Here is a 19,640-nt window from a genome sequence, read left to right as displayed (position 1 = left end):
TCATGTTAGGACAACTTGAAGCGTTTCTTGCCAATCTAACTGCAAGTTTGAGCGAGCATTGCCGCTATTAATGGCAATTTCTATCCAGCCGTGACTGCCAACTAAAGCTATTATCTCTCCAACCTTGACATCACTGTAAGTTTCACAGCCTGGTATGCTCAACCCTACAACTTGCACACTCCAAGTTTTGCCTTGTACGTAACTCCCTGGAATGTTGCTCACTAAGTTGCCAAAATGGTCAATATATTGAATGCAACCCACTACACCAGTGGTTGTCTGCTTGCAGTCGGCTATATCTAGTTTTACCAAACTTGCTGGATCGATTTCTTGTCCTAGCTGTTTGAGGGGGACGCCACTAGCAAGACTAGCTGCCACGGGTGCAAAGATATCTCTACCGTGAAAAGTCTTGCTTGGTTCAGGTGTTCGCCAATAGTTAAGATTTGTAAGTTCAACGGCTGCGTAGGCGTAGCCCGTCGTAGACATCGCACGACTTTGACTGAGTACCCCGCTAAAGATACCATTATCTGGCCCTACCAGAAACCCTTGAGCAAATTCTACTGCGATCGCTCGTCGCTTGCTTCCCACACCCGGATCTACCACTGCCACATGCACTGTCCCAACTGGGAAATAGGGATAAGCATTCATCAAAGAAAACCTGGCTGCGGCTATGTCTTGCGGCGGAATTTGGTGCGTCAAGTCTACCACCGTCAGTCTGGGGTTGATTTGGGCTATAACACCCTTCATTATGCCTACATAAACATCGCGATCGCCGAAATCGCTCAGTAAAGTTATGAGTGGCTGTTGGTCTATCTGCTCCTTAGACATATTTTTGCTAAAATATAGATTAAGTTAGAAATTTCTGTAGCAACAGCTACAAAATATATGCTATGTTAAGAATACAAGATATAAAGCAAAAAAATTAAAGAGGGTAATCACTATGAATCAAGGTAGACTACAAAGTGCCAGAAAAGCACAAGAAACTCATAGAGAGAATATTCAAAAAAGCCTAGAGCATCGCTTGCAAGTAGCCAGAGCAAAGGGCGACGAACAACTGATTCGTCAACTAGAAGCTGAGATGAGGTATTCGGGCTAAATCAAGTTTTCATTGTTCATAGTTTGTTGTGTAACCCGCTATGGCGGGTTTTTTTTGTATTTAGAGTCTTTCCTGGGAATTTGGTTCTCACGACGTTTTTCAATTAATTGAATTAGCCCACTCCCATCCTTACACTTCTGGCTCAACACCCAACGCTCGTAACTGTTCTGCCAAGCGTTCAGCCCGTTGCAAGGCAGCTTCTTTGGCTTCTCGCTCTTGTTCAGCTCGTTCTGCACCGGTAGGAATTACATTACCCGTAGCGTCACACCACCTCAGCCAAACATCCCGCTTACCTTCATACGCACCTTCCCACAAACATAAACCTAGCTCAATTTCAGCTAGCCATTGCTCACTCATGGGTATATATTGCCGCCCACGCAACTCATACATCTGTAGAACTTCACCAGCAAGTTGCCGAGTTGGATCGAAGATAATGTAGTATATTACCCGCATCCTGGCATACTCTAAGATTTTTCGTCCTGTTTCATTGCCTTCTCTATTTGAAACAATTTCAATCACCGCCTCTGGCGGTTTACCAAAATCCCAGAAGAAATAAGAGCGATGCCGTCTTTCCCACCAGTTTTCAGCTACTTGTACATCCAGGCTCAAAAATACATCAGGCACAATCGGCGGTTGTTTGTTACTGGGAAACAACCCCACATTGGCAGCCACGAGAAACCCCTGGGCATTACTGGGCCCCTTCCAAGAACTGTAAAGCGTTTCTGTCAGCAGCCGTTGTTGTTTTTCAGATGGCAGATTATCCAAAGGTTCATCGTCCTCTGTCACCAAATGACTAACATCTGGTAACAAATCTTCTGGTAATAAGCCAGCGTCTGTCAAGATGATAGATTCACTCATCATAAGGAATTCTGGGGGTAGCAGCTTATTCTATTGTGGCAGCAGCATTAATCCCCTTCATCCTACCAATAGATTTTCTACACCTACTGTTGTCGTTGTAGTTGCTACCTGAATAATCCTACTGTATTGCGATCGCTACTGTAATGCATTATATAATTGGTGGGCATTGCCCACCCTACTTAGACAATTTCCTAGTTCACTAAGACTTTGGTTTATAAGTCGAAGCAACGTGCAATTCTTTCAACTGTTTAGCATCTACACTCGAAGGTGCATCTGTTAACAAACAACGCGCTTGTTGTGTCTTCGGAAAAGCAATGACATCGCGAATGGATTCTTCTCCAGCTAGCAACATTACCAAACGATCTAAACCGTAGGCGATGCCACCGTGTGGCGGTGTACCATATTCAAATGCTTCTAAGAGAAAGCCAAATTTACTTTGTGCTTCTTCAGGAGATAAACCAATTGCTTCAAACACTTGCTGTTGAATTTCTCGCTGATAAATCCGCAGACTTCCGCCGCCAACTTCCACGCCGTTGAGTACCAAGTCGTAAGCTTGGGCGCGTGCAGTTTTTAAATCGCTCAAATCATCAGGATGTGGTGCTGTAAATGGGTGGTGCAGTGCTTCTAGACGTTTTTCGTCAGCATTCCACTCGAACATTGGGAAATCTGTAATCCAGAGTAAGTTGATTTTTTCTGGATCGATTAAGTTAAATTCTCTAGCGATCGCTTGCCGTAATCTATCTAATGTTTTATTAACTGTAGCAGCTTCCCCTGCCCCAAACAATAACAAATGTCCAGAAGAAGCACCTGTACGGCGTAAAATTTCTTGTTTTTGTTCCTCGCTTAGGTTATCTTTAATCGCGCCAATGGTGTCAATTTCGCCATCATCCCTGACGCGGATATAAGCTAAACCTTTAGCACCGGCTTCGCTGGCTTCTTTAAATAAGTCGCCGCCTGGTTTAATGCGGACATTAGAAATTACATCGTTACCGTTGGGAATGGGTAGGATTTTGACGATACCGCCATTGGTAACAGTGTCCCGAAAGACTTTGAAACCAGAGTCTTTGACAATATCTGAGACATCAACTAATTCTAAACCATAGCGGGTATCTGGTTTATCACTACCGTAGCGTTCCATCCCCTCAGCGTAAGTCAGACGGGGGAAAGGACGCTGTAACTCAATACCTTTAACTGTTTTGAAGATATGGCAAACTAAGCTTTCATTCAGTTCGATAATTTCTTCTTGGGACATGAAGCTCATTTCCATGTCCAACTGAGTGAATTCCGGTTGTCTGTCGGCGCGTAAGTCTTCGTCACGAAAGCAACGGGCAATCTGATAATATCTATCCAAGCCGGATACCATCAGCAATTGTTTAAATAGCTGGGGTGATTGCGGCAAAGCATACCACTCACCAGGATTGACGCGACTGGGTAGAACATAATCCCGCGCCCCTTCTGGGGTAGAACGGGTAAGTATTGGGGTTTCAACTTCGATAAAACCTTCCAAATCCTCCAGATAACGACGCATGGCTTTAACAATTTGATGACGCAGTTGCAAATTTTGCGCCATGCGTTCGCGTCGCAAATCCAAATAACGATATTTCAGCCGCAAGTCTTCCCGTACTGTCTCGGTGTCAGCTATGGAAACTTGGAAAGGTAATTGTTTGCGAACAGCATTCAGGAGTTTAATTTTATCGGCGTAGATTTCCACCTCGCCTGTTGGGATGCGGGTATTCAACGATTCTTCGGGACGCTGCGTTACCCTACCAGTGATTTCTACAACATATTCATTTCGCAGGGCGTTCGCCTGTTCGTAAGAGTCAGGGGTGCGTTGCGGATCGCTGACGATTTGGACAATTCCAGAGCGATCGCGTAAATCTAAAAATATCACACCACCGTGATCGCGGCGACGGTCTATCCATCCGTAAAAGGTAACAGTTTCTCCAATATGTTCTTTTCGGAGTTCGCCGCAATAGTGAGTTCGCATAAGTCTTAGTTATTGTTTCCGGGCTAGATTGGCAAGCAAATGTCAAAGCTTTCCCATTATCTAGCATCAATAGTAATTGTAGTAATAAACATACAATAATCTCACGCCAATTTGGCAAAGGTCGATTGGGGGAGTCGGCCAGACGCAAAAGGTGAAAGAAGACGCAATGAGACAAATAAATTATTACATCCTCTGACTGTGTTCCAGCACCACCATCTTTTACGTAATATAATGTTTCCGTTTTTACAATAATTCTTTTGTGTAACTTAACTATGGAACACAACTAATAACTGTTAATCACTGTCTCTATAAAAATCTTCATCTAATAACTGTTCTATCAGAAAAAGACAATCGAGAGGATATTCTGCGTCCCTTAGTTTTCTCACTCCTAATTTAGCTTATTTACTTTCTTTGAAACGATGTTCTTTAATCTGCTCAATAATGCTCTGTCGCCAAAGATTAAAATCTTGTTCATACAATTGATTGTTCATATACAGCAATCCTCAAAAAGGAACTGGCAAATAGGGAACTTTGATTAGGCTTTTAGCGATGATTTTGCTCTTGACGTTTAACAATTTTTTAGCGCACAGCCTGACGAATATCGTCTCAATATTGAGCAGTCATCTCAGTTACAGTTCTGGAGTTCAAACCTTGTAATAGCATACATAAACTGCGTGTTAGTGAGTAATGTTGCAAAGTAAACCGCTCCCGTAAGTTGTGATATTGCTTCCGTAAGTTGTGATATCGCTCCCGTCAGTTGTAATATCGCTCCTATAAATTGAAAGACCGCTCCCGTAAGCTGTGATACTGCTTCCGTAAATTATGGAACCGTTACAGTTGCAATATTATTGATAACTACAGCTTAAGTATGCTGTGCAGCAAGTCGTTGGAATGCCGACGGCGTTGGAATATCTGCAAGGTGCTGGCGTATCACCTCGGCACACGCACCTGAGGTTAACAACGAGGTATCGACTTCAAGATCGTAGATGCCAGGGATGTGAACCTCACGTTGCCATAACTGAATCGGCTGTGGTATCGACGAGTCGGCTGTACTTCCTACTTTCTCCCCCGCCTTTTGTCGCCGTTCCATAATGATTTCAATGGGGCAAAGAACGCCTACGAACAAGACCGGCAATCCGTTCAAACGCCGGGCACTATCGGCGAGAATGCCCCGTGGGATTGCATAAGCATCATGGTGTCCGACATCTACCACGACATTTACACCCAAGCGGCTGTGGGCGGCGATGGACTCATACATGGCGCTGTACAGAATGGGAACAAGGGGTTCGATGTCCTGGCGTTCTCCCCCTGGCCGCAGACCGATCCCAGGCAGGTATCGTGCAGGAGTCATTTGCATAAACCTATCAACACCCAAGTTCATCCACACTCCATCAAATGTCTCTTGGATCACTGCGACAATGCTCGACTTCCCCGATCGCGGGACACCATTCAGGATGATTATCTGTCCTAGCTCCTGTGTCTGCCCCATCATCTCTCCTTGTGTCTTTAATATATATAGTTGTTAGCAATTCTACGTTAAGGCTAAAACGTTGAATAGGCAATTGAAAAAGAGGCAGGGGGCAGAGGGCTGGGGGAAATGACCTCACTTCTGCACCAGTGGTTCTTGTAAAGAGCGGGAAGCTAACGCAACAGGTGAGGGCAAATATCCTGTATCCCCCTTGCTCCCTGCTCCCGTGCCTCTTCTCTACCAGAGGCTGCGCGTAGCTTACTTAAGAGCAGGGGTACGGTAGGCACAGAGAGCGCAGAGAAGGTAAAATTATAAGTAAAAATATTAAGAAATTTAAATAAACTAATCAATGTCCAGCATTTCTATTGACAAAAGTAACTCTCATGTCATCGTTATCGGTGCAGGAATAGGTGGACTGACTGCTGGAGCATTATTAGCTCACAGAGGTTACAGCGTCTTAATTTTGGATCAAGCCCTCGTACCAGGAGGTTGTGCTTCGACATTTAAACGGCAGGGATTTACCTTTGATGTGGGAGCAACTCAGGTGGCGGGGTTAGAACCAGGGGGAATTCACCACCGCATTTTCTCAGAATTGTCAATAGATTTGCCGACAGCAACGCCTTGCGATCCTGCTTGTGCGGTGTATTTGCCTGGGGAAAGCACACCGATTAATGTCTGGCGCGACCAAGAGAAATGGCAAGAGGAACGACAAAAACAGTTTCCTGGTAGCGAACCATTTTGGCAATTGATGGCAACTTTGTTTGATGCCAGTTGGGAATTTCAAGGACGCGACCCGGTGCTACCACCGCGTAATTTATGGGATTTGTGGCAGCTAGCGCAAGCGTTGCGTCCCAGTACATTAATTACCGTACCCTTCACCTTGTTTACGGTAGGAGATGCTTTACGGTTATGTGGACTGGGAAATGACCACCGACTGAGAACTTTTTTAGATTTGCAACTAAAGCTATACTCTCAGGTGGATGCAGAACAGACAGCATTACTTTATGCTGCGACAGCGTTGAGTGTATCCCAACTGCCCCAAGGATTGTTTCACCTCCAGGGAAGTATGCAAGTATTAAGCGATCGCTTGGTACAATCCTTAGAAAGAGATGGCGGCAAATTATTGATGCGCCACACTGTAGAAGAAATCAAAGTAGAGAATGGCAAAGCTACTGCTGTAGTCATTAAAAATCAGAAAACTGGCGAAGTTTGGACAGAAACCGCCGACCATATAGTTAGCAATGTCACCGTGCAAAACTTGGTGCAGTTATTAGGAGAACAAGCGCCATCTGGATATAAAAACCGGGTGGCAAAACTGCCCCAAGCATCGGGCGCGTTTGTGGTGTATTTGGGTGTAGATGGCAGCGCGATTCCGCCTGAATGCCCTCCCCACCTGCAATTTCTGTACGATGTCAATGGCCCCATTGGTGAGAATAATTCCCTGTTTGTTTCCGTCAGTCATCCTGGAGATGGCCGCGCACCGGAGGGGAAAGCGACAATTATCGCTTCTTCATTTGTCGATCCTGCACAGTGGTGGGAGACTGAAGATTATGAAGGACTAAAAGAAAAGTTTACCCAAGAAGCGATCGCTCGTCTTGCTCAATACTTCTATCTCAAACCAGAAACTATTATTCATCAAGAAGCCGCAACACCGCGCACCTTTGCCCATTTCACAGGTCGCGATCGCGGTATAGTTGGTGGCATAGGTCAAAGAATACCTACCTTTGGCCCCTTTGGGTTTGCCAATCGTACACCCATCCAGAATTTGTGGCTAGTTGGTGATTCCACCCATCCAGGCGAAGGTACTGCTGGGGTGAGTTATTCGGCGCTAACGGTAGTCAGGCAAATTGAGGCGCAAAACTTATAAGAGGCAAGCGAGCAGGGGAACAGGGGGGATAGAAAAGAATTGGCATTCAACCCCACTTGTTACGTTAGCTTCCCGCTCTTTACGATAACCATGCTTATTGAAATGGGAGACTAAAACCCATGTCCCCCCTTTATTCCACAGCAGTTCTTAATGGGGCCATTTCCCCCTGCCCCCTGCTCCCTGCTCCCTGCTCCCTGTCCCCTGCCCCCTGCTCCCTGCCTCAAAAGTCCTCCTTCGTTGGTAAGCAAGTCATACTTGTAACCGATGGCAAAGGGGACGCAAAACTGGTCAAATTAAGTTATTGTCGCGAATGCTGGAGTAATGACAGACAGCGTTTTAATTCTTGGTGGACGAGGGCGGATTGGTAGCAGTGTTGCTCAGGATCTCGCTACCCATACGCAGGCTCAAATTACGATTACTGGACGTTCTGCGGAGTTTGGGAAAGCTGTTAGCTTGTCTTCGGGAGGACAAGTGCAGTTTTTGGTGTTGGACTTGGCAGAAGTTGACAAATTGCAAGATGCGATCGCAAACTCTAACTTAGTTATCCACTGTGCTGGCCCATTTCATTATCGAGATACTAATGTTCTTGAAACCTGTATTGCTCAAGGCGTTAATTATGTAGATGTCAGCGACCATCGTTCTTATACCAGCAAAGCTCTTAATTTTAGCGAACAGGCTGCTGCTGCTGGGGTGACGGCAATTATTAATACTGGTATTTTTCCTGGTATTTCTAACAGCATGGTGCGCCAAGGTGTTGAACAATTTGATAAACCAGAAAAGATCCATTTAAGTTATTTAGTTTCCGGTTCTGGCGGTGCTGGCATTACAGTGATGCGGACAACTTTTCTTGGGTTGCAGTATCCTTTTGAGACTTGGATAGATGGAAAATGGAAGATAATCAAGCCTTATAGTGAAAGAGAATTAGTTGATTTTCCACCTCCCTATGGACGCACCGGAGTTTACTGGTTTGATATGCCAGAAACTTTTACACTGCCTCAAGCTTTCCCATCAGTAAAAACTGTAATTACTAAGTTTGGCTCTGTTCCCGATTTTTACAACCACCTAACTTGGATTGCGGCACACGTTTTTCCTAAGTGGTTAATGCAACGTCGTTACATGATTGAATTTCTCTCTCATGTCAGCCATTCAATGACAGATGTCACTAATAATTTTAGTGGAATTGGGGTAGCAGTTCGTTCGGAAGTTACAGGGCAAAAAGATGGTAAAACCGCCGTTTATTGTTCAACTGTAGTGCATGAAAATACAGCCGAGGCTTCTGGTTGCGGTACAGGTAGTATTGCCCAGTTGTTGCTAGAAGGTAAACTCAAGAAACCAGGTGTTTTTGCTGTGGAAGAAGCGCTACCAACAGATTTATTTGAAGAGGTAATGCAAAACCGAGGAATTAAAATTAATCATAGTTGGTTATAAGGTATTTCCAACAAAGAAATCATCCAATCTTGTGGAGCGGGCATCTTGCCCGCCTTTGTCTATTGGGCGAACGCAATATAAGTAAACATGACATGGTTATTACCAAAATATAGGTAGTGCAAATCCTAAAAAGTTCAGATAGGATTAATTGAACTTTAGGTAAAAATTAATATATCTTGCGATAGAAGGAAAAACTGTATCTAAACACTTAGGATGCCTGTGAGCCTAAAATCTTGAATATCTTTATACATCACCACGGCTCATAAAATAAAAATAGGAGCGTTTTTTTGTGCAAAAAATTTTATTAACTTTAAAGCAAGCGTTACGTTCAAGCTTTTTGGTTGTTGGTTTAATGATTTTCATCAGCTTGTCAGGTTCCTTCATTTTCGTTCAGCAAGCTAGTCATGCAACTACTCTTGAAGAATTAAAGCTAATACCCCCAGAATATAAACCAAATTCTCAAGAAAAAATTAATCGTGCTAACGAATTTGATCCAGGTGTTGGCGTTCAAGAAGAAGAACGAGAAGAAGCTTATGAGCAAGCAATAAAAGATTCAAAAAACCTTAATACTATAGAGAAAACTTACGAAAGGAATTTGAAGGCTGAACAAGAACAAAATCCCCCAGAAAGTTTTGGTGAAAAAGCGAAAGAAGTTATTGAAAAGGTGACGGGTAAATAGGAAATATACACCTAAAAACATAGTCCTTGCCATGACTGGTTCCCAGCCTGGAGGCTGGGAACCGCTCTTGGAAGGGCTGCCGCCTCCAGTGACTTGATGAGAGGCAGCAGCCCATTTATAATTCGTTCCCAGCCTGGAGGCTAGGAATAAGGCAACACAATATTTTGGGCTTATCTTAGTGCAATTCGTGTGTTAGCCATTGGCATAATACACTCTATTACTTTTACTCAAATTCATCTATTGTGGCGGGAGGATTAGCCTTTCTCTGATTAGCAATATTACGCTCATACCACTTCATTAATGGAGTTGCGCTGATGCCGTGTATAATCACAGAAGCCACAATGGTAGTATAAGTTATCCAAGCAATTTGTTCGGCAGCTTCACCTTTTAAGCCATTACCAAAAGCATAGGCGAGATAATATAAAGAGCCGACACCGCGAATACCAAACCATCCAAACAACCACCTAGTTCCTGGATGAAAAGTTCGGCGGTGTGATTCTACAGGGCGTTTGCCTATTGTGCTAATCCAAACTCCTAAAGGTCGGATTATAAATAATAATAAAATTATCACCAATAATGATTGCATAGCATAGTTAAGCATTGGTTGCAATAATAATATTGAACCCAATAGTAGAATTGTCCCAACTTCCAGTAGTTTTTCAACTTGCTCAACAAATTCTAACTGTGCTAGCGGTTTATCATGATTTCTGTAACTGCGTTGGACAACTAAGCCAGCAACAAATACTGCTAAAAATCCATAGCCATTCACCATTTCTGTTAAGGAATAAGTTATTAGAATTGTGCTGATAGCAATAAAATCTTCCATTAACTCATCGGCACGACGGCGTTTTTGAATTCTTTTTTCAATCCAAACTATAGATTTTGCAACAACAAATCCCATAACAATGCCAGCCGCGATCGCCCAAATTAAATCAACCGCAATCCATTGTTTAAACCAGTCTCCCCAGTTATCATTTTCTAATGCATGAAGGCCAAAATAAACGAAGGGAAAAGCTAAAGCATCATTTAACCCACCTTCAGAAGTTAAACCAAATCTCAACTCATCTTTGTCGTTGATATCGGTTAGTTGTACTTCTGATGCTAATACTGGATCGGTAGGTGCAAGAATTGCTCCTAATAAAATCGCTTCTCCCCAATTCATTCCTAAAAATAATTTACCCACAACAGCCAGAGCAAAAATTGAAATTGGCATCAGAAATACAATTAATCGTGCCGTAATATCCCAAGCCCCCAACCTTAGTGGACGAACAATTCTTAAGCCACAGCTAAAAACAGAAATAATTACTACAAGTTCTGTTATTCTTTCCAGTAATTCGGCGTTGAAAACTTCATCTCGACGTAGTTGAATCAGCCCAAAGGCGTAAGGGCCTAGCAAAATACCAACTAGTAGATAGATAAGGGCAAAAGAAAGAGGTAAACGAGTAATCCAACCCGATCCTAATGTGACCATCAACAAAAGTAGACCAATCACAAATAGGTCAATAATATAGATATCTACCATATAACGATTTATATAAAAATTAGGCGTTCCTTTGTAAGTTTAGTTCTAATAGCTTGATGTTATAAATTACCTATAGGCAGATTTTCTTGAATTGAGGATTCAAACATTTCACCAAATTGGAGAAGAAGGGAATAGATAAATTTGGCGTTGGCTTTGCCCGCCATAGGCATCGCAGTTTGATTATTCGCGTCTGGATTAAAACACAGCCCCTAAAACAATGGGATATAGCACGGGAATATCGCTAATGCACGCCTGTGTGCCCCTGCAAATGCTCTATATTTCCTACTTTCTCACTCAATTATTGCCTATTTTAGTACAAATATACTATAATGTAGATAGCGTCCACAAAGCCTAGCCAAATGTATAACGGCTCTGTGAAAACCTTCTGGAAGATGGATTCAAGGGTTAGTTCGATGATGAAGCATTACATTCTCAACCTCAATCCGACTGCCAAGCATGAATGGGATCGGTGTATTTTACGTGACCCACTGACTGCCAAACGCCCAGACATTGCCAAATTAATTGCTGAAGCGGTTGGTGCTGATACAGGCAGTTATTTAGTGAGCGTGAATATCGAAGTTCAAGTTTTGGAGCAAGCCGCAGTCCCTCAAGCCGAACAACTCTCACTTTCATTTCCAGAAGTGAGTGTGCCATCACAACCACAACTGCGGGAAGCGGCTTGAGCTAAAGTGCAGAATTTAGCAGCAAATAAAGCCTGCATAAGCAGGCTGACTTCGTGTAGCCGCAGACCGAAGTCTGGCGGCTAACGGAATCATGAGTAGATTTGACCTGAGAGGAAAATTATTAAATGATGCAACTGAGTCATTATCCAGCTGCAATCGCACAAGCTGCCCAACGGGCTAATGAAATAGACTCTCAGTTGATGGCAGTGCAGCACCAAATTAACCGATTTGAAGGCAATGCCGATCGTATCGCCGCCTTTGAGATGGATTTGAAAAATGATGCTCAACGCAAGGCTCGTCGCTTTGAAGTGCTGCTTGTGAATCAGGAATATCAAAAAGCAATAGACACCCAAATTCGATTAACTCTCGATAAAGCAAATACCATTGCTCATTTGGAATATCTGCGTAACCAGTTTAGTGTAGCTAAGTTAGAAGCAAGATTAGCGATCGCCCAACAACTCTCTGATTTTGAATCTCGTGAATTAGTTGGTTTGTAATCACACCCATACGTCAAGACGGTTCAATTAAAACTCAAAACATAACACACGTAGGTTGGGTTTACCAAGTAAACCCAACTATACAAATGCTTTATTAGGAGAGCAAATCTACTATTTTATGAGACTATATAAGCCTAATAAATTCCTTTGAATCATACGTTTTTCTTGCAAAAAACCGAGTGCTTCTAAAATATGTTTTTCAGTAAACTTGTCAGCCTTTCGTGAAGACCATTGTTTTATTTTAATAGTAATATCTTCTAAGTTTGCCTCTTCCGATTCTAACAAATAGCAAATTGTTGAAAGTAGTTCTAGGTCGTTATCATCAACAATTTCATTCACAAAAATAGTAGCTTCATCAACAGCCTTACTAAGACTCTTAAGTTTCTGCTCTACTGATTCACTAATTAGCATTGTTTTTGCTAAAATCAATGCTTCCTCAGTAGTAACATTATAAAAATCTTGAAATTCTTTAATATCCTTGGATAATATATCAATGGCATAAGTATAAGGCCCGTAGTTATTCTTGGAAAATTTAAAGTACTCTCTACCCAAGAATAAATTCATAAAATAGCCTGTTTTTTGTAATCTTAATTTATTAAATTTATATAGTCTTAACTTAAAATTCATCAATACCAAATGCGAAGTGTTTAACTTTGGAGCTACTATACTCTTTGCTGCGTAGTATTTAGACGGTTCATAAATTAATATTTCTAATGAATATGAAATAGGAGTTAAATACTCAATTATAATTGGTTTAATGTCACTCCAACTCAATCCACCATTGCCACAGCCTAATGGTGGAATAGCTATGGATTTTATATTTAATGAGGGTATTAATTTAACTAACTCTGCCAGACCTAAATAAATGTATTCAATTTTAGATTTTTCTCTCCACTTATCCTTAGTCGGGAAGTTTACGATTAACTTTTCCTTTTCCCAAAAGTAGTGTAAGGTTCCTATCTTAAGAGATTTATTTCTACAGGCTTTAACATATTCTTTGTTATTATCTGGAAATCTTAATTTAAATTGATAAGCAATTCCCTTGCCCATATAGCCTTCACAGTTTACTGTGTTGACCAAGCATTCTGTAGTAGATTCTAAAATATCCCCAACCGTAAACTTAAACATAAATTAATCAATAAACATATTAGAATTAACATTGATATAAAAACCAGGTGAATATCTTAAAATATCTAAACATATTTGATTGACAATAGTTTTTATTTCCTTACTTTTAACAAAAACTTGACTAAAGTTAGTGTGACTAATTTTACTTGGTGATAGACACTCTGCCATACAGACGTGCCTACAATTGTCATCTGAATAATCTCTCTTATCCATTAGATCCCATTCTATCATTTCATAGCCTTCTAAATAGTCATAGACAATTAAATTTTTCATGGTTCTTGGATGTTTTGGAATGATTAAAAAATTGTTTTCTTTGGCAAATTCTCTAGAAACGCAGACATAAATAAATTGTTTGTCAGGAAAATTTTTCTGCACTCTTCCATCGAAGGGATTCCTTGCAAAAAAGTGAAATGGAACGTACTGAGTTAAATTCTTGTCTTTCCTAAAAATAATAATGTCTGACTCAGCTACATCATCAAAGTCTATAATGTCATTACGCGCCAGTAAACCATAGGTCAGGATAGACTCCAAGTTATCCAAAGAGGTCAGATGATATAAAAGCTTCTGATTTTTAATAGACATATATCTAAAATAGATACTAATTCGCCTTTGCCATATTTAATTACCCCTTTCTGAAGGATAGAGGGTGTTCTTTTTCTTTCATCCTTGGTTGTAGACCTTATGGATAATATAATAACCTTAACTAAGGGTTTTCCATGCTACTTACTATAGAGTTAAACGTTAAACAGGGCAGTGAGACTTTGTAATGAAAATCCCGCGCTGTCATGAAGGAGAACACGGGAATTATTTAACAGGGTTTGTTGCTATATGTATAGCTCCCTAGACTTTACTTTGAGACTATGCATGGCAGTCTTAGTGCAGGCTTACTAAATATTTTCAGCATCAATTTATACTCAAAACATATTAGCATTAAACTTGCTTGATAAGAGTTGGGCAATTTGCTGATTAATAATTGCAACATCAAAACGCCGACTAGCAGTAGTCTTGGCATTATTGGCTATAGTTGCAGTTATTTCCGTCTCTTGAAGACAGGTAATAATTACTTGTGCAAGTTCCTGGGGTTCTCCTGGTGTTATTAGAAAACCATTAAGTCCATGTTCTACTAATTCCATTACACCACCAGCTTTTGCTGCAACTACAGGTTTTCCACATAGCATTGCCTCTACAATCACTCTACCAAAGGGTTCTGGGGAAGTAGAGGTATGTGCTACCAAGTCACAAGCTGCCATTAATTGGGGAATATCTGAACGAAACCCTAAAAATTTTATGCGGTTTTCTAATCCCAGTTCAGCAACCTGTTGGTGTAACTTTTTGACGTAATCTTGTTCGCCAAATAGTGCATCACCCACTAAAATTACTGTCACCTCTGGCGGACATTTTGCAAGGGCATCAATTAAAATATGCTGCCCTTTCCAAGGCGCAAGACGGCTAAAGTGTCCGACTACAAATGTTCCTTGCAAACCTAACTGTTGCTGTAATTTATTAATGTCAGACTCATCAGTTTGATAATTTTTTGGCTCGAAGCCATTATAAATAACTTCGATAATATCTGAGCGCCCTCCTGCTTGCACAAACGCTGTTTTACTAGCTTGGGAATTAGCAATTACTAATGATGCAAAACGATTAGCTAGGTTAATAGCAATGCGAAGATTGGTTTGGCTAAAATGTTCTGTGGAAAGAATATCATGTAAATGATAAACTAGCGGACGGCGACTGAAAAAACTTGCTAATGCTCCGACAACTAATGCTTTTTGGGTGTTGGCATAGATTAAATCGTATTCACGCGCTATTTTAACTACCTTCGTAATCAAAGGCGCAAGTTGTCCCAAACTCTTTAATCCTTGTACCAAACTGCTTTCTTTGCGAACTTGGATTGCTTGAGTTGCGAGAACTTCTACTGGGATATTATTTTGCTGCAATAAATCTTTAAATGGCCCATCTGCAAATAAACCTACCAAAGCGCGATCGCTATAAGGTTTAGCAATATCTATTAAACACAATTCTGCGCCGCCTGGTTTACCACTTTGGTCTAGAAAAAAAATTCTCATTAAACCTCTATTTTAGCTAATTTGACCCACGTAGCGCCCTTAATATCTATTACAATTATTTGTCTAAGCTAATAAAATATTCCGTACTTGTTGGGCGATTTGATTCCAGTCGTAGTGTGTGGTGGCGTACTGGCGACAGGCTGATCGTGAAGGGATGGGGATATTTCCCAAAAGCACTTGCTCTAATTTTTCAGCAATGGCTGAGGCTTCTGTTGAAGTAGTAATTAAATCTGGTGAAAATTCTGATAAAATTTCTGGCATTCCTCCAACTGGGGTACATAAAACAGGAGTACCACAGGCTAGAGACTCAACTATTACTAATCCAAATCCTTCAAAAGATTGGCTAGGCATAATAGTTAATTCAGCAGCTTGGTAAGCTATAGGTAATTGCTCATCAGGTAGAAAACCTAAAAATTTAACGTTGTCATCTAGCCCTAATTCTGTAGCCTGTTGTTGTAGTGCAGCTTGGATGTGACCACGACCTGCGATCGCTAGCCAAACATCTGGTATTCTGGGCTTAATTATAGCCAATGCCTGCAATAATTTGTCAACTCCGGTTCGATGTACTAAGCGGCGTGATGTAAATATTATTCGGCGATTACTTGGCCAGCCTAGCTTTGCACAAGCCTCCTGGGGTGATAAATTTGGTTGAAACCAATTAATATCAACTCCACCAGGAATAATATTAATTTTGCTCCAGGGTACTTGATATTTTTCATGTAAAATTTTACCAAATGCTTTGCTCAAAACAATGAAGCGATCGCAGCGATTATAAGTGTTTTGTTCTATTAGCCAATGTTTGATCGAAAGACTAAGGTTTTTATTAACCACTTCTTGCTGACTCTCAGAAGCCCAAGGGCCATGAAAGTTAAAAGTAACTGGTACTCCCTTTGGGAGAATATCTAAAATAGGAAAACTATATAATGCAAAGTGCAAATTAATAGCATCTGGTTTGCTTGTTCTTGTTCTCTGAAAATTAGTGCGAATCGACCATAATCTTTGCCAAATCGGACTATCAGCAGAAGCTAAATTAGTCAGCTTGATTGGCGAATTGAGTTCAGCCTCTGGTAGACCGACTCCACATAATTCAACTTGGTCTTTATTTGCTGCTAATTTATGAGTTAGTTCATAAATATACCTTTCTAGCCCTCCGGGACTTTTGGGAAACCAGCCTAATCCAAGGGTGAGAATAGATGCTGCTGAATCGAAATTTTCTTCTCTATTTTCCACTTATCTGTCTCCTATAAATATATTAAAACAGGCGCACAGTAGTGCGCCCTTACATCTGTATCCAAACCTGAATTACTATAAATTCTGAATACAGATTACCAATAAGAGTTTTTTCTAGAACACCAATTTATAAACTATTTATATGTCAACGTCAACAAGGAATTAAATCTGTATTTTTATTAACTATATGATACCGACATAGATATATATTATACCTTTCAGTTAAGGAAGCTGAATGCTATATAGGGAGAGAAAAAAGCTGCTGTGAAGCAATAAATTCAGAATATTTCTGTATTAATAGTTACTATTTTAATTGGAAGCTAAGTAAATAATAATACCTTGAATAATATTTCAAATATATTATCTGAAATTTAAATAATCAGGTAAGCTTTGTAAAGCTTATGTAAAATGACTTGCTATTTATATATCAGATGTGGTGTCTATACATAGCTTATATCTTAACCACTTCAAAATAGTTATTTTTTTGCGGATTTTAGAAAAAGCGATTGTATATAAATAATTAAAAGCTTAAAAAATATATGAAAAATAAATTACTGGCGCAGTTACTAAAACTCCGTCGCAAACTCAATCAGCACATCAAAAAAATATTAAATATTAGATATTTACAAAAAAGTAAAACTTTCAACTTTTTACTCAGTCTGACTCTTGGGGTAATTGTTACTACCATTGGAATTACAACAGACTGGGCGACAACTGGAACACCTACACTCACCTATAAAACATCGTGGATAGGTAACACTTTTGGCAGTGGAAATCTACGAGTACAAAACAATATTGAGGCAATGTATGTTGCACCTGATGGCACAGTTTATACCAATAGCCATTGGGATGAGGCGGGAACAGAGGCAGAAATTTATAAAGATGGCAAAGTTATTGGTGCCCTTGGAGATACTCACGGCTGGAGTCGTGGTGGTGGCAAAGCTGTAACAGTAAATAGTAAATATATTTACATTGCTATGACTCAGGGATCGAGGGGCAATACTAAAGAAGATTACCCCCCTGAAGGAACAACCTGGCACTGCGTTAGACGCTATGACTTGTCAGGAAAACCTGCGCCGTTTCCTGAAGGGCGTGGCTGGGATAAAAGTATGTTAATTACGAGTACTAAAAGTGAAATCACTGGATTAGCAACTGTGGGAAGCGAGTTGTATGTGAGTGATTTTGCCAGTAACCAGATTCGTGTTTATGATACTGATACGATGAAGGAACTTCGCAGCTTTACTGTTGCCAATCCTGGAGCAATAACTATCGATCCACAAAAAAATCTGTGGATTATTCAAAGCAAAAATGGTGCTAATCCTGCGAAGATTTTACATTATTCCCAGAGTGGAAAGCAATTGCCCCAACAGATTGCAGATATTGTCGAACCAACTGCGATCGCTATTAATCATCAGGGTAAGCTGTTAGTTGCAGAAAATGGCCCGCGTCAGCAAATGTTGATTTATGACATCAAAGATAAGCCGGTGCAGGTGGGTAGTTTCGGTTCTAAAGGCGGTATTTATGCAGGAGTTCCTGGTGAAGTTCGAGATTTGAAACTTTACGGGCTTACCGGAGTTGGTGCAGATGCTTCAGGCAATATCTATATAAATAGTAATGGTTTCAACAAATCGGGAACAGATTTGCGGAAATTTTCGCCATCGGGAAAATTAATGTGGCGATCGCTAGGATTGATATTCGTCGATAATGCAGATGCCGATCCTAAAACTGATGGTGTAGATTTGTTCACCAAACAAGAACATTATCTAATGAACTATAGTAAGCCTGCTGGTAAGCAATGGACTTACAAAGCCTACACTTTAAATCCTTTCAAATATCCTCAAGATCCCCGTCTGCATACATCGCCAGATGGAACCTTTGTTCGCCGCATTCAAGGGAAGCCGTTTTTGTTCCTCACAGATATGTATAGCAGCTTTCTGCAAATATATCGTTTTAATCCCGCCACAGATGGCAAAGTTGCCATCCCAGCCGGAATGTTTGTCGGTACCAATGGCGCAGATAAACCATTTCTCACCGGAAATTGGCCGCCGCATCAACCAGAACAAGGCGAATGGATCTGGCGCGATCGCAACGGTAATGGCAAATTTGAAAAGAACGAATACGATCGCAGCAAAGATTATTCTTATCTCGGCGGCTGGTGGGTAGACAGCAAAGGAGATGTTTGGAAAGCTTTGCGAAGCCAAGATGGCACTGCTATCCGACACTATCCTTTACAGGGAATAGATCCTAAAGGCAACCCCATCTACAGCTATAGTTCGATGGAAAAGCAAACTACTCCCGACATATTTAACGACTTGCGGCGGCTCGAATATTTCCCCCAAACAGATACTATGTATTTGTCAGGCTTCACAGTAGATCATCCCGCATTTGGCGACGATACTGGAGTTGCTGGATCTGAAATTGCCCGTTTTGACAATTGGAGTAAAGGAAATCGTACTCCCAAATGGCGAATTGTGATTCCCTACGACACCACCGGCAAACGCGAAGTGTCTACAGCTGCAATCAGTGTAGCGGGAGACTATGTATTCGCCGTGACAGTTAAAACCGCAGAGGTATATGTTTACAATGCTAAGACGGGAGCGCAAGTACAACAGTTAAAACCAGGCCCAGAAGTTGGCAGCGAAAGTGGCTGGATTGATATACCCTACGGTATCCGCGCTTTTCGTCGTTCCAATGGCGAACATCTGGTATTTGTAGAAGAAAATTGGAAAGGAAAAGTAATTATGTATCGACTCGCGGGGTGAGTATTTACAGCCTATGTAGGTTGGGTTGAACCGCAGTGAAACCCAACCTACAGATATTATAAGTGTTTAACCGAACCTGATATAACTCCCTAGTTAGGGCTGTAAGGATTATTCCAATAAGGAAAGAAGGCGTTGCATATTTGCGGGATGATTTTGCTAGTTTTGTGGGATGGGCATCTTGCCCGTCCTTTGTATTTCAGGGCGCTCGTGTCGCCCACCCTACAAGAATCATCCCTTGATTCAGCAACGCCGGAAAGAATTATGGTAGTTCCTCAGCTACAGCAATAAAGTAGCGCAGGTGTCGTAGTTCCATATTTTTGATATCTTATAAGTCTCAATTTAAAACAAATATATATTGGACATATTAAA

16 protein-coding genes are annotated in these 19,640 nt (G+C 41.1%); 7 read left to right on the top strand and 9 right to left on the bottom strand.

The genetic code is table 11. From position 1 onward, the window contains the following. Window positions 1-825 (bottom strand): SAM hydrolase/SAM-dependent halogenase family protein, encoded by an 825-nt coding sequence (locus V7L01_RS21980; protein ID WP_335038396.1) that lies wholly within the window; start codon window positions 823-825, stop codon window positions 1-3. A 112-nt stretch (window positions 826-937) separates the two neighbouring features. On the opposite strand from V7L01_RS21980, the gene pirA reads away from it, so the two are divergent. Then, window positions 938-1,093 carry an arginine synthesis PII-interacting regulator PirA gene (gene pirA, locus V7L01_RS21975; RefSeq protein WP_335038394.1) on the top strand — a complete coding sequence of 52 codons (156 nt, stop codon included), beginning with the start codon at window positions 938-940 and terminating at the stop codon, window positions 1,091-1,093. A 129-nt stretch (window positions 1,094-1,222) separates the two neighbouring features. Here the strand turns inward: pirA and V7L01_RS21970 are convergent, their stop codons facing one another. From V7L01_RS21970 to V7L01_RS21960, 3 genes are all read right to left on the bottom strand, one after another. Then, complete coding sequence (locus tag V7L01_RS21970) at window positions 1,223-1,954, bottom strand: Uma2 family endonuclease (protein ID WP_442937003.1); 732 nt, start codon at window positions 1,952-1,954, stop codon at window positions 1,223-1,225. 196 nt (window positions 1,955-2,150) lie between these two features. Continuing rightward, window positions 2,151-3,938, bottom strand: a complete 1,788-nt coding sequence (gene aspS / locus V7L01_RS21965; protein ID WP_335038392.1) for an aspartate--tRNA ligase — start codon at window positions 3,936-3,938, stop codon at window positions 2,151-2,153. Window positions 3,939-4,800: 862 nt separating this feature from the next. Then, the gene (locus tag V7L01_RS21960) at window positions 4,801-5,427 is read right to left on the bottom strand and encodes a chloramphenicol phosphotransferase CPT family protein (RefSeq protein WP_335038461.1); all 627 of its coding nucleotides are present in this window, start codon (window positions 5,425-5,427) and stop codon (window positions 4,801-4,803) included. Between the two features lie 328 nt (window positions 5,428-5,755). Between V7L01_RS21960 and crtD the strand changes: the two genes are divergently transcribed. From crtD to V7L01_RS21945, 3 genes are all read left to right on the top strand, one after another. Beyond that, on the top strand, window positions 5,756-7,273 hold the full coding sequence (gene crtD / locus V7L01_RS21955; RefSeq protein WP_335038390.1) for a C-3',4' desaturase CrtD: 1,518 nt from the start codon (window positions 5,756-5,758) through the stop codon (window positions 7,271-7,273). A 321-nt stretch (window positions 7,274-7,594) separates the two neighbouring features. Further along, on the top strand, window positions 7,595-8,701 hold the full coding sequence (locus tag V7L01_RS21950) for a saccharopine dehydrogenase family protein (RefSeq protein ID WP_335038388.1): 1,107 nt from the start codon (window positions 7,595-7,597) through the stop codon (window positions 8,699-8,701). A 289-nt stretch (window positions 8,702-8,990) separates the two neighbouring features. Beyond that, window positions 8,991-9,380 carry a hypothetical protein gene (locus V7L01_RS21945; protein ID WP_335038386.1) on the top strand — a complete coding sequence of 130 codons (390 nt, stop codon included), beginning with the start codon at window positions 8,991-8,993 and terminating at the stop codon, window positions 9,378-9,380. 223 nt (window positions 9,381-9,603) lie between these two features. Here V7L01_RS21945 and V7L01_RS21940 read toward each other — a convergent pair whose 3' ends face one another. Beyond that, window positions 9,604-10,902: a cation:proton antiporter gene (locus tag V7L01_RS21940; protein ID WP_335038384.1), complete on the bottom strand. Its 1,299-nt coding sequence runs from the start codon at window positions 10,900-10,902 to the stop codon at window positions 9,604-9,606. Between the two features lie 413 nt (window positions 10,903-11,315). On the opposite strand from V7L01_RS21940, the gene V7L01_RS21935 reads away from it, so the two are divergent. Beyond that, window positions 11,316-11,585, top strand: a complete 270-nt coding sequence (locus V7L01_RS21935; protein ID WP_100900343.1) for a hypothetical protein — start codon at window positions 11,316-11,318, stop codon at window positions 11,583-11,585. Between the two features lie 125 nt (window positions 11,586-11,710). After that, complete coding sequence (locus V7L01_RS21930; protein WP_335038382.1) at window positions 11,711-12,082, top strand: hypothetical protein; 372 nt, start codon at window positions 11,711-11,713, stop codon at window positions 12,080-12,082. Window positions 12,083-12,193: 111 nt separating this feature from the next. On the opposite strand, the gene darG is transcribed toward V7L01_RS21930, so the two are convergent. From darG to V7L01_RS21910, 4 genes are all read right to left on the bottom strand, one after another. Beyond that, a complete protein-coding gene (darG, locus tag V7L01_RS21925; RefSeq protein ID WP_335038380.1) occupies window positions 12,194-13,210 on the bottom strand; it encodes a type II toxin-antitoxin system antitoxin DNA ADP-ribosyl glycohydrolase DarG in 1,017 nt (338 codons plus the stop codon). A gap of 3 nt (window positions 13,211-13,213) precedes the next feature. After that, window positions 13,214-13,792 (bottom strand): DarT ssDNA thymidine ADP-ribosyltransferase family protein, encoded by a 579-nt coding sequence (locus V7L01_RS21920; RefSeq protein ID WP_335038378.1) that lies wholly within the window; start codon window positions 13,790-13,792, stop codon window positions 13,214-13,216. A gap of 332 nt (window positions 13,793-14,124) precedes the next feature. Beyond that, window positions 14,125-15,279: a glycosyltransferase family 4 protein gene (locus tag V7L01_RS21915; RefSeq protein WP_335038375.1), complete on the bottom strand. Its 1,155-nt coding sequence runs from the start codon at window positions 15,277-15,279 to the stop codon at window positions 14,125-14,127. A gap of 63 nt (window positions 15,280-15,342) precedes the next feature. Beyond that, window positions 15,343-16,509, bottom strand: a complete 1,167-nt coding sequence (locus V7L01_RS21910; protein ID WP_335038373.1) for a glycosyltransferase family 4 protein — start codon at window positions 16,507-16,509, stop codon at window positions 15,343-15,345. A gap of 539 nt (window positions 16,510-17,048) precedes the next feature. Between V7L01_RS21910 and V7L01_RS21905 the strand changes: the two genes are divergently transcribed. Continuing rightward, on the top strand, window positions 17,049-19,271 hold the full coding sequence (locus tag V7L01_RS21905; RefSeq protein ID WP_335038372.1) for a hypothetical protein: 2,223 nt from the start codon (window positions 17,049-17,051) through the stop codon (window positions 19,269-19,271). Window positions 19,272-19,640: the final 369 nt, after the last annotated feature.

The sequence above is a fragment of the Nostoc sp. genome (assembly GCF_036917095.1).
GTDB lineage: Bacteria > Cyanobacteriota > Cyanobacteriia > Cyanobacteriales > Nostocaceae > Nostoc.
Note: the sequence above shows the minus strand (reverse complement) of the source record. Positions and strands in the feature narration are given on the sequence as shown.

Bases quoted from the DNA above. Each gene is read 5' to 3' on its own strand.
- V7L01_RS21980 (WP_335038396.1), bottom strand. From the start codon at position 825: ATGTCTAAGGAGCAGATAGACCAACAGCCACTCATAACTTTACTGAGC.
- aspS (WP_335038392.1), bottom strand. From the start codon at position 3,938: ATGCGAACTCACTATTGCGGCGAACTCCGAAAAGAACATATTGGAGAA.
- V7L01_RS21940 (WP_335038384.1), bottom strand. From the start codon at position 10,902: ATGGTAGATATCTATATTATTGACCTATTTGTGATTGGTCTACTTTTG.
- V7L01_RS21935 (WP_100900343.1), top strand. From the start codon at position 11,316: ATGATGAAGCATTACATTCTCAACCTCAATCCGACTGCCAAGCATGAA.
- V7L01_RS21920 (WP_335038378.1), bottom strand. From the start codon at position 13,792: ATGTCTATTAAAAATCAGAAGCTTTTATATCATCTGACCTCTTTGGAT.
- darG (WP_335038380.1), bottom strand. From the start codon at position 13,210: ATGTTTAAGTTTACGGTTGGGGATATTTTAGAATCTACTACAGAATGC.
- pirA (WP_335038394.1), top strand. From the start codon at position 938: ATGAATCAAGGTAGACTACAAAGTGCCAGAAAAGCACAAGAAACTCAT.
- crtD (WP_335038390.1), top strand. From the start codon at position 5,756: ATGTCCAGCATTTCTATTGACAAAAGTAACTCTCATGTCATCGTTATC.
- V7L01_RS21915 (WP_335038375.1), bottom strand. From the start codon at position 15,279: ATGAGAATTTTTTTTCTAGACCAAAGTGGTAAACCAGGCGGCGCAGAA.
- V7L01_RS21970 (WP_442937003.1), bottom strand. From the start codon at position 1,954: ATGATGAGTGAATCTATCATCTTGACAGACGCTGGCTTATTACCAGAA.
- V7L01_RS21930 (WP_335038382.1), top strand. From the start codon at position 11,711: ATGATGCAACTGAGTCATTATCCAGCTGCAATCGCACAAGCTGCCCAA.
- V7L01_RS21950 (WP_335038388.1), top strand. From the start codon at position 7,595: ATGACAGACAGCGTTTTAATTCTTGGTGGACGAGGGCGGATTGGTAGC.
- V7L01_RS21905 (WP_335038372.1), top strand. From the start codon at position 17,049: ATGAAAAATAAATTACTGGCGCAGTTACTAAAACTCCGTCGCAAACTC.
- V7L01_RS21960 (WP_335038461.1), bottom strand. From the start codon at position 5,427: ATGGGGCAGACACAGGAGCTAGGACAGATAATCATCCTGAATGGTGTC.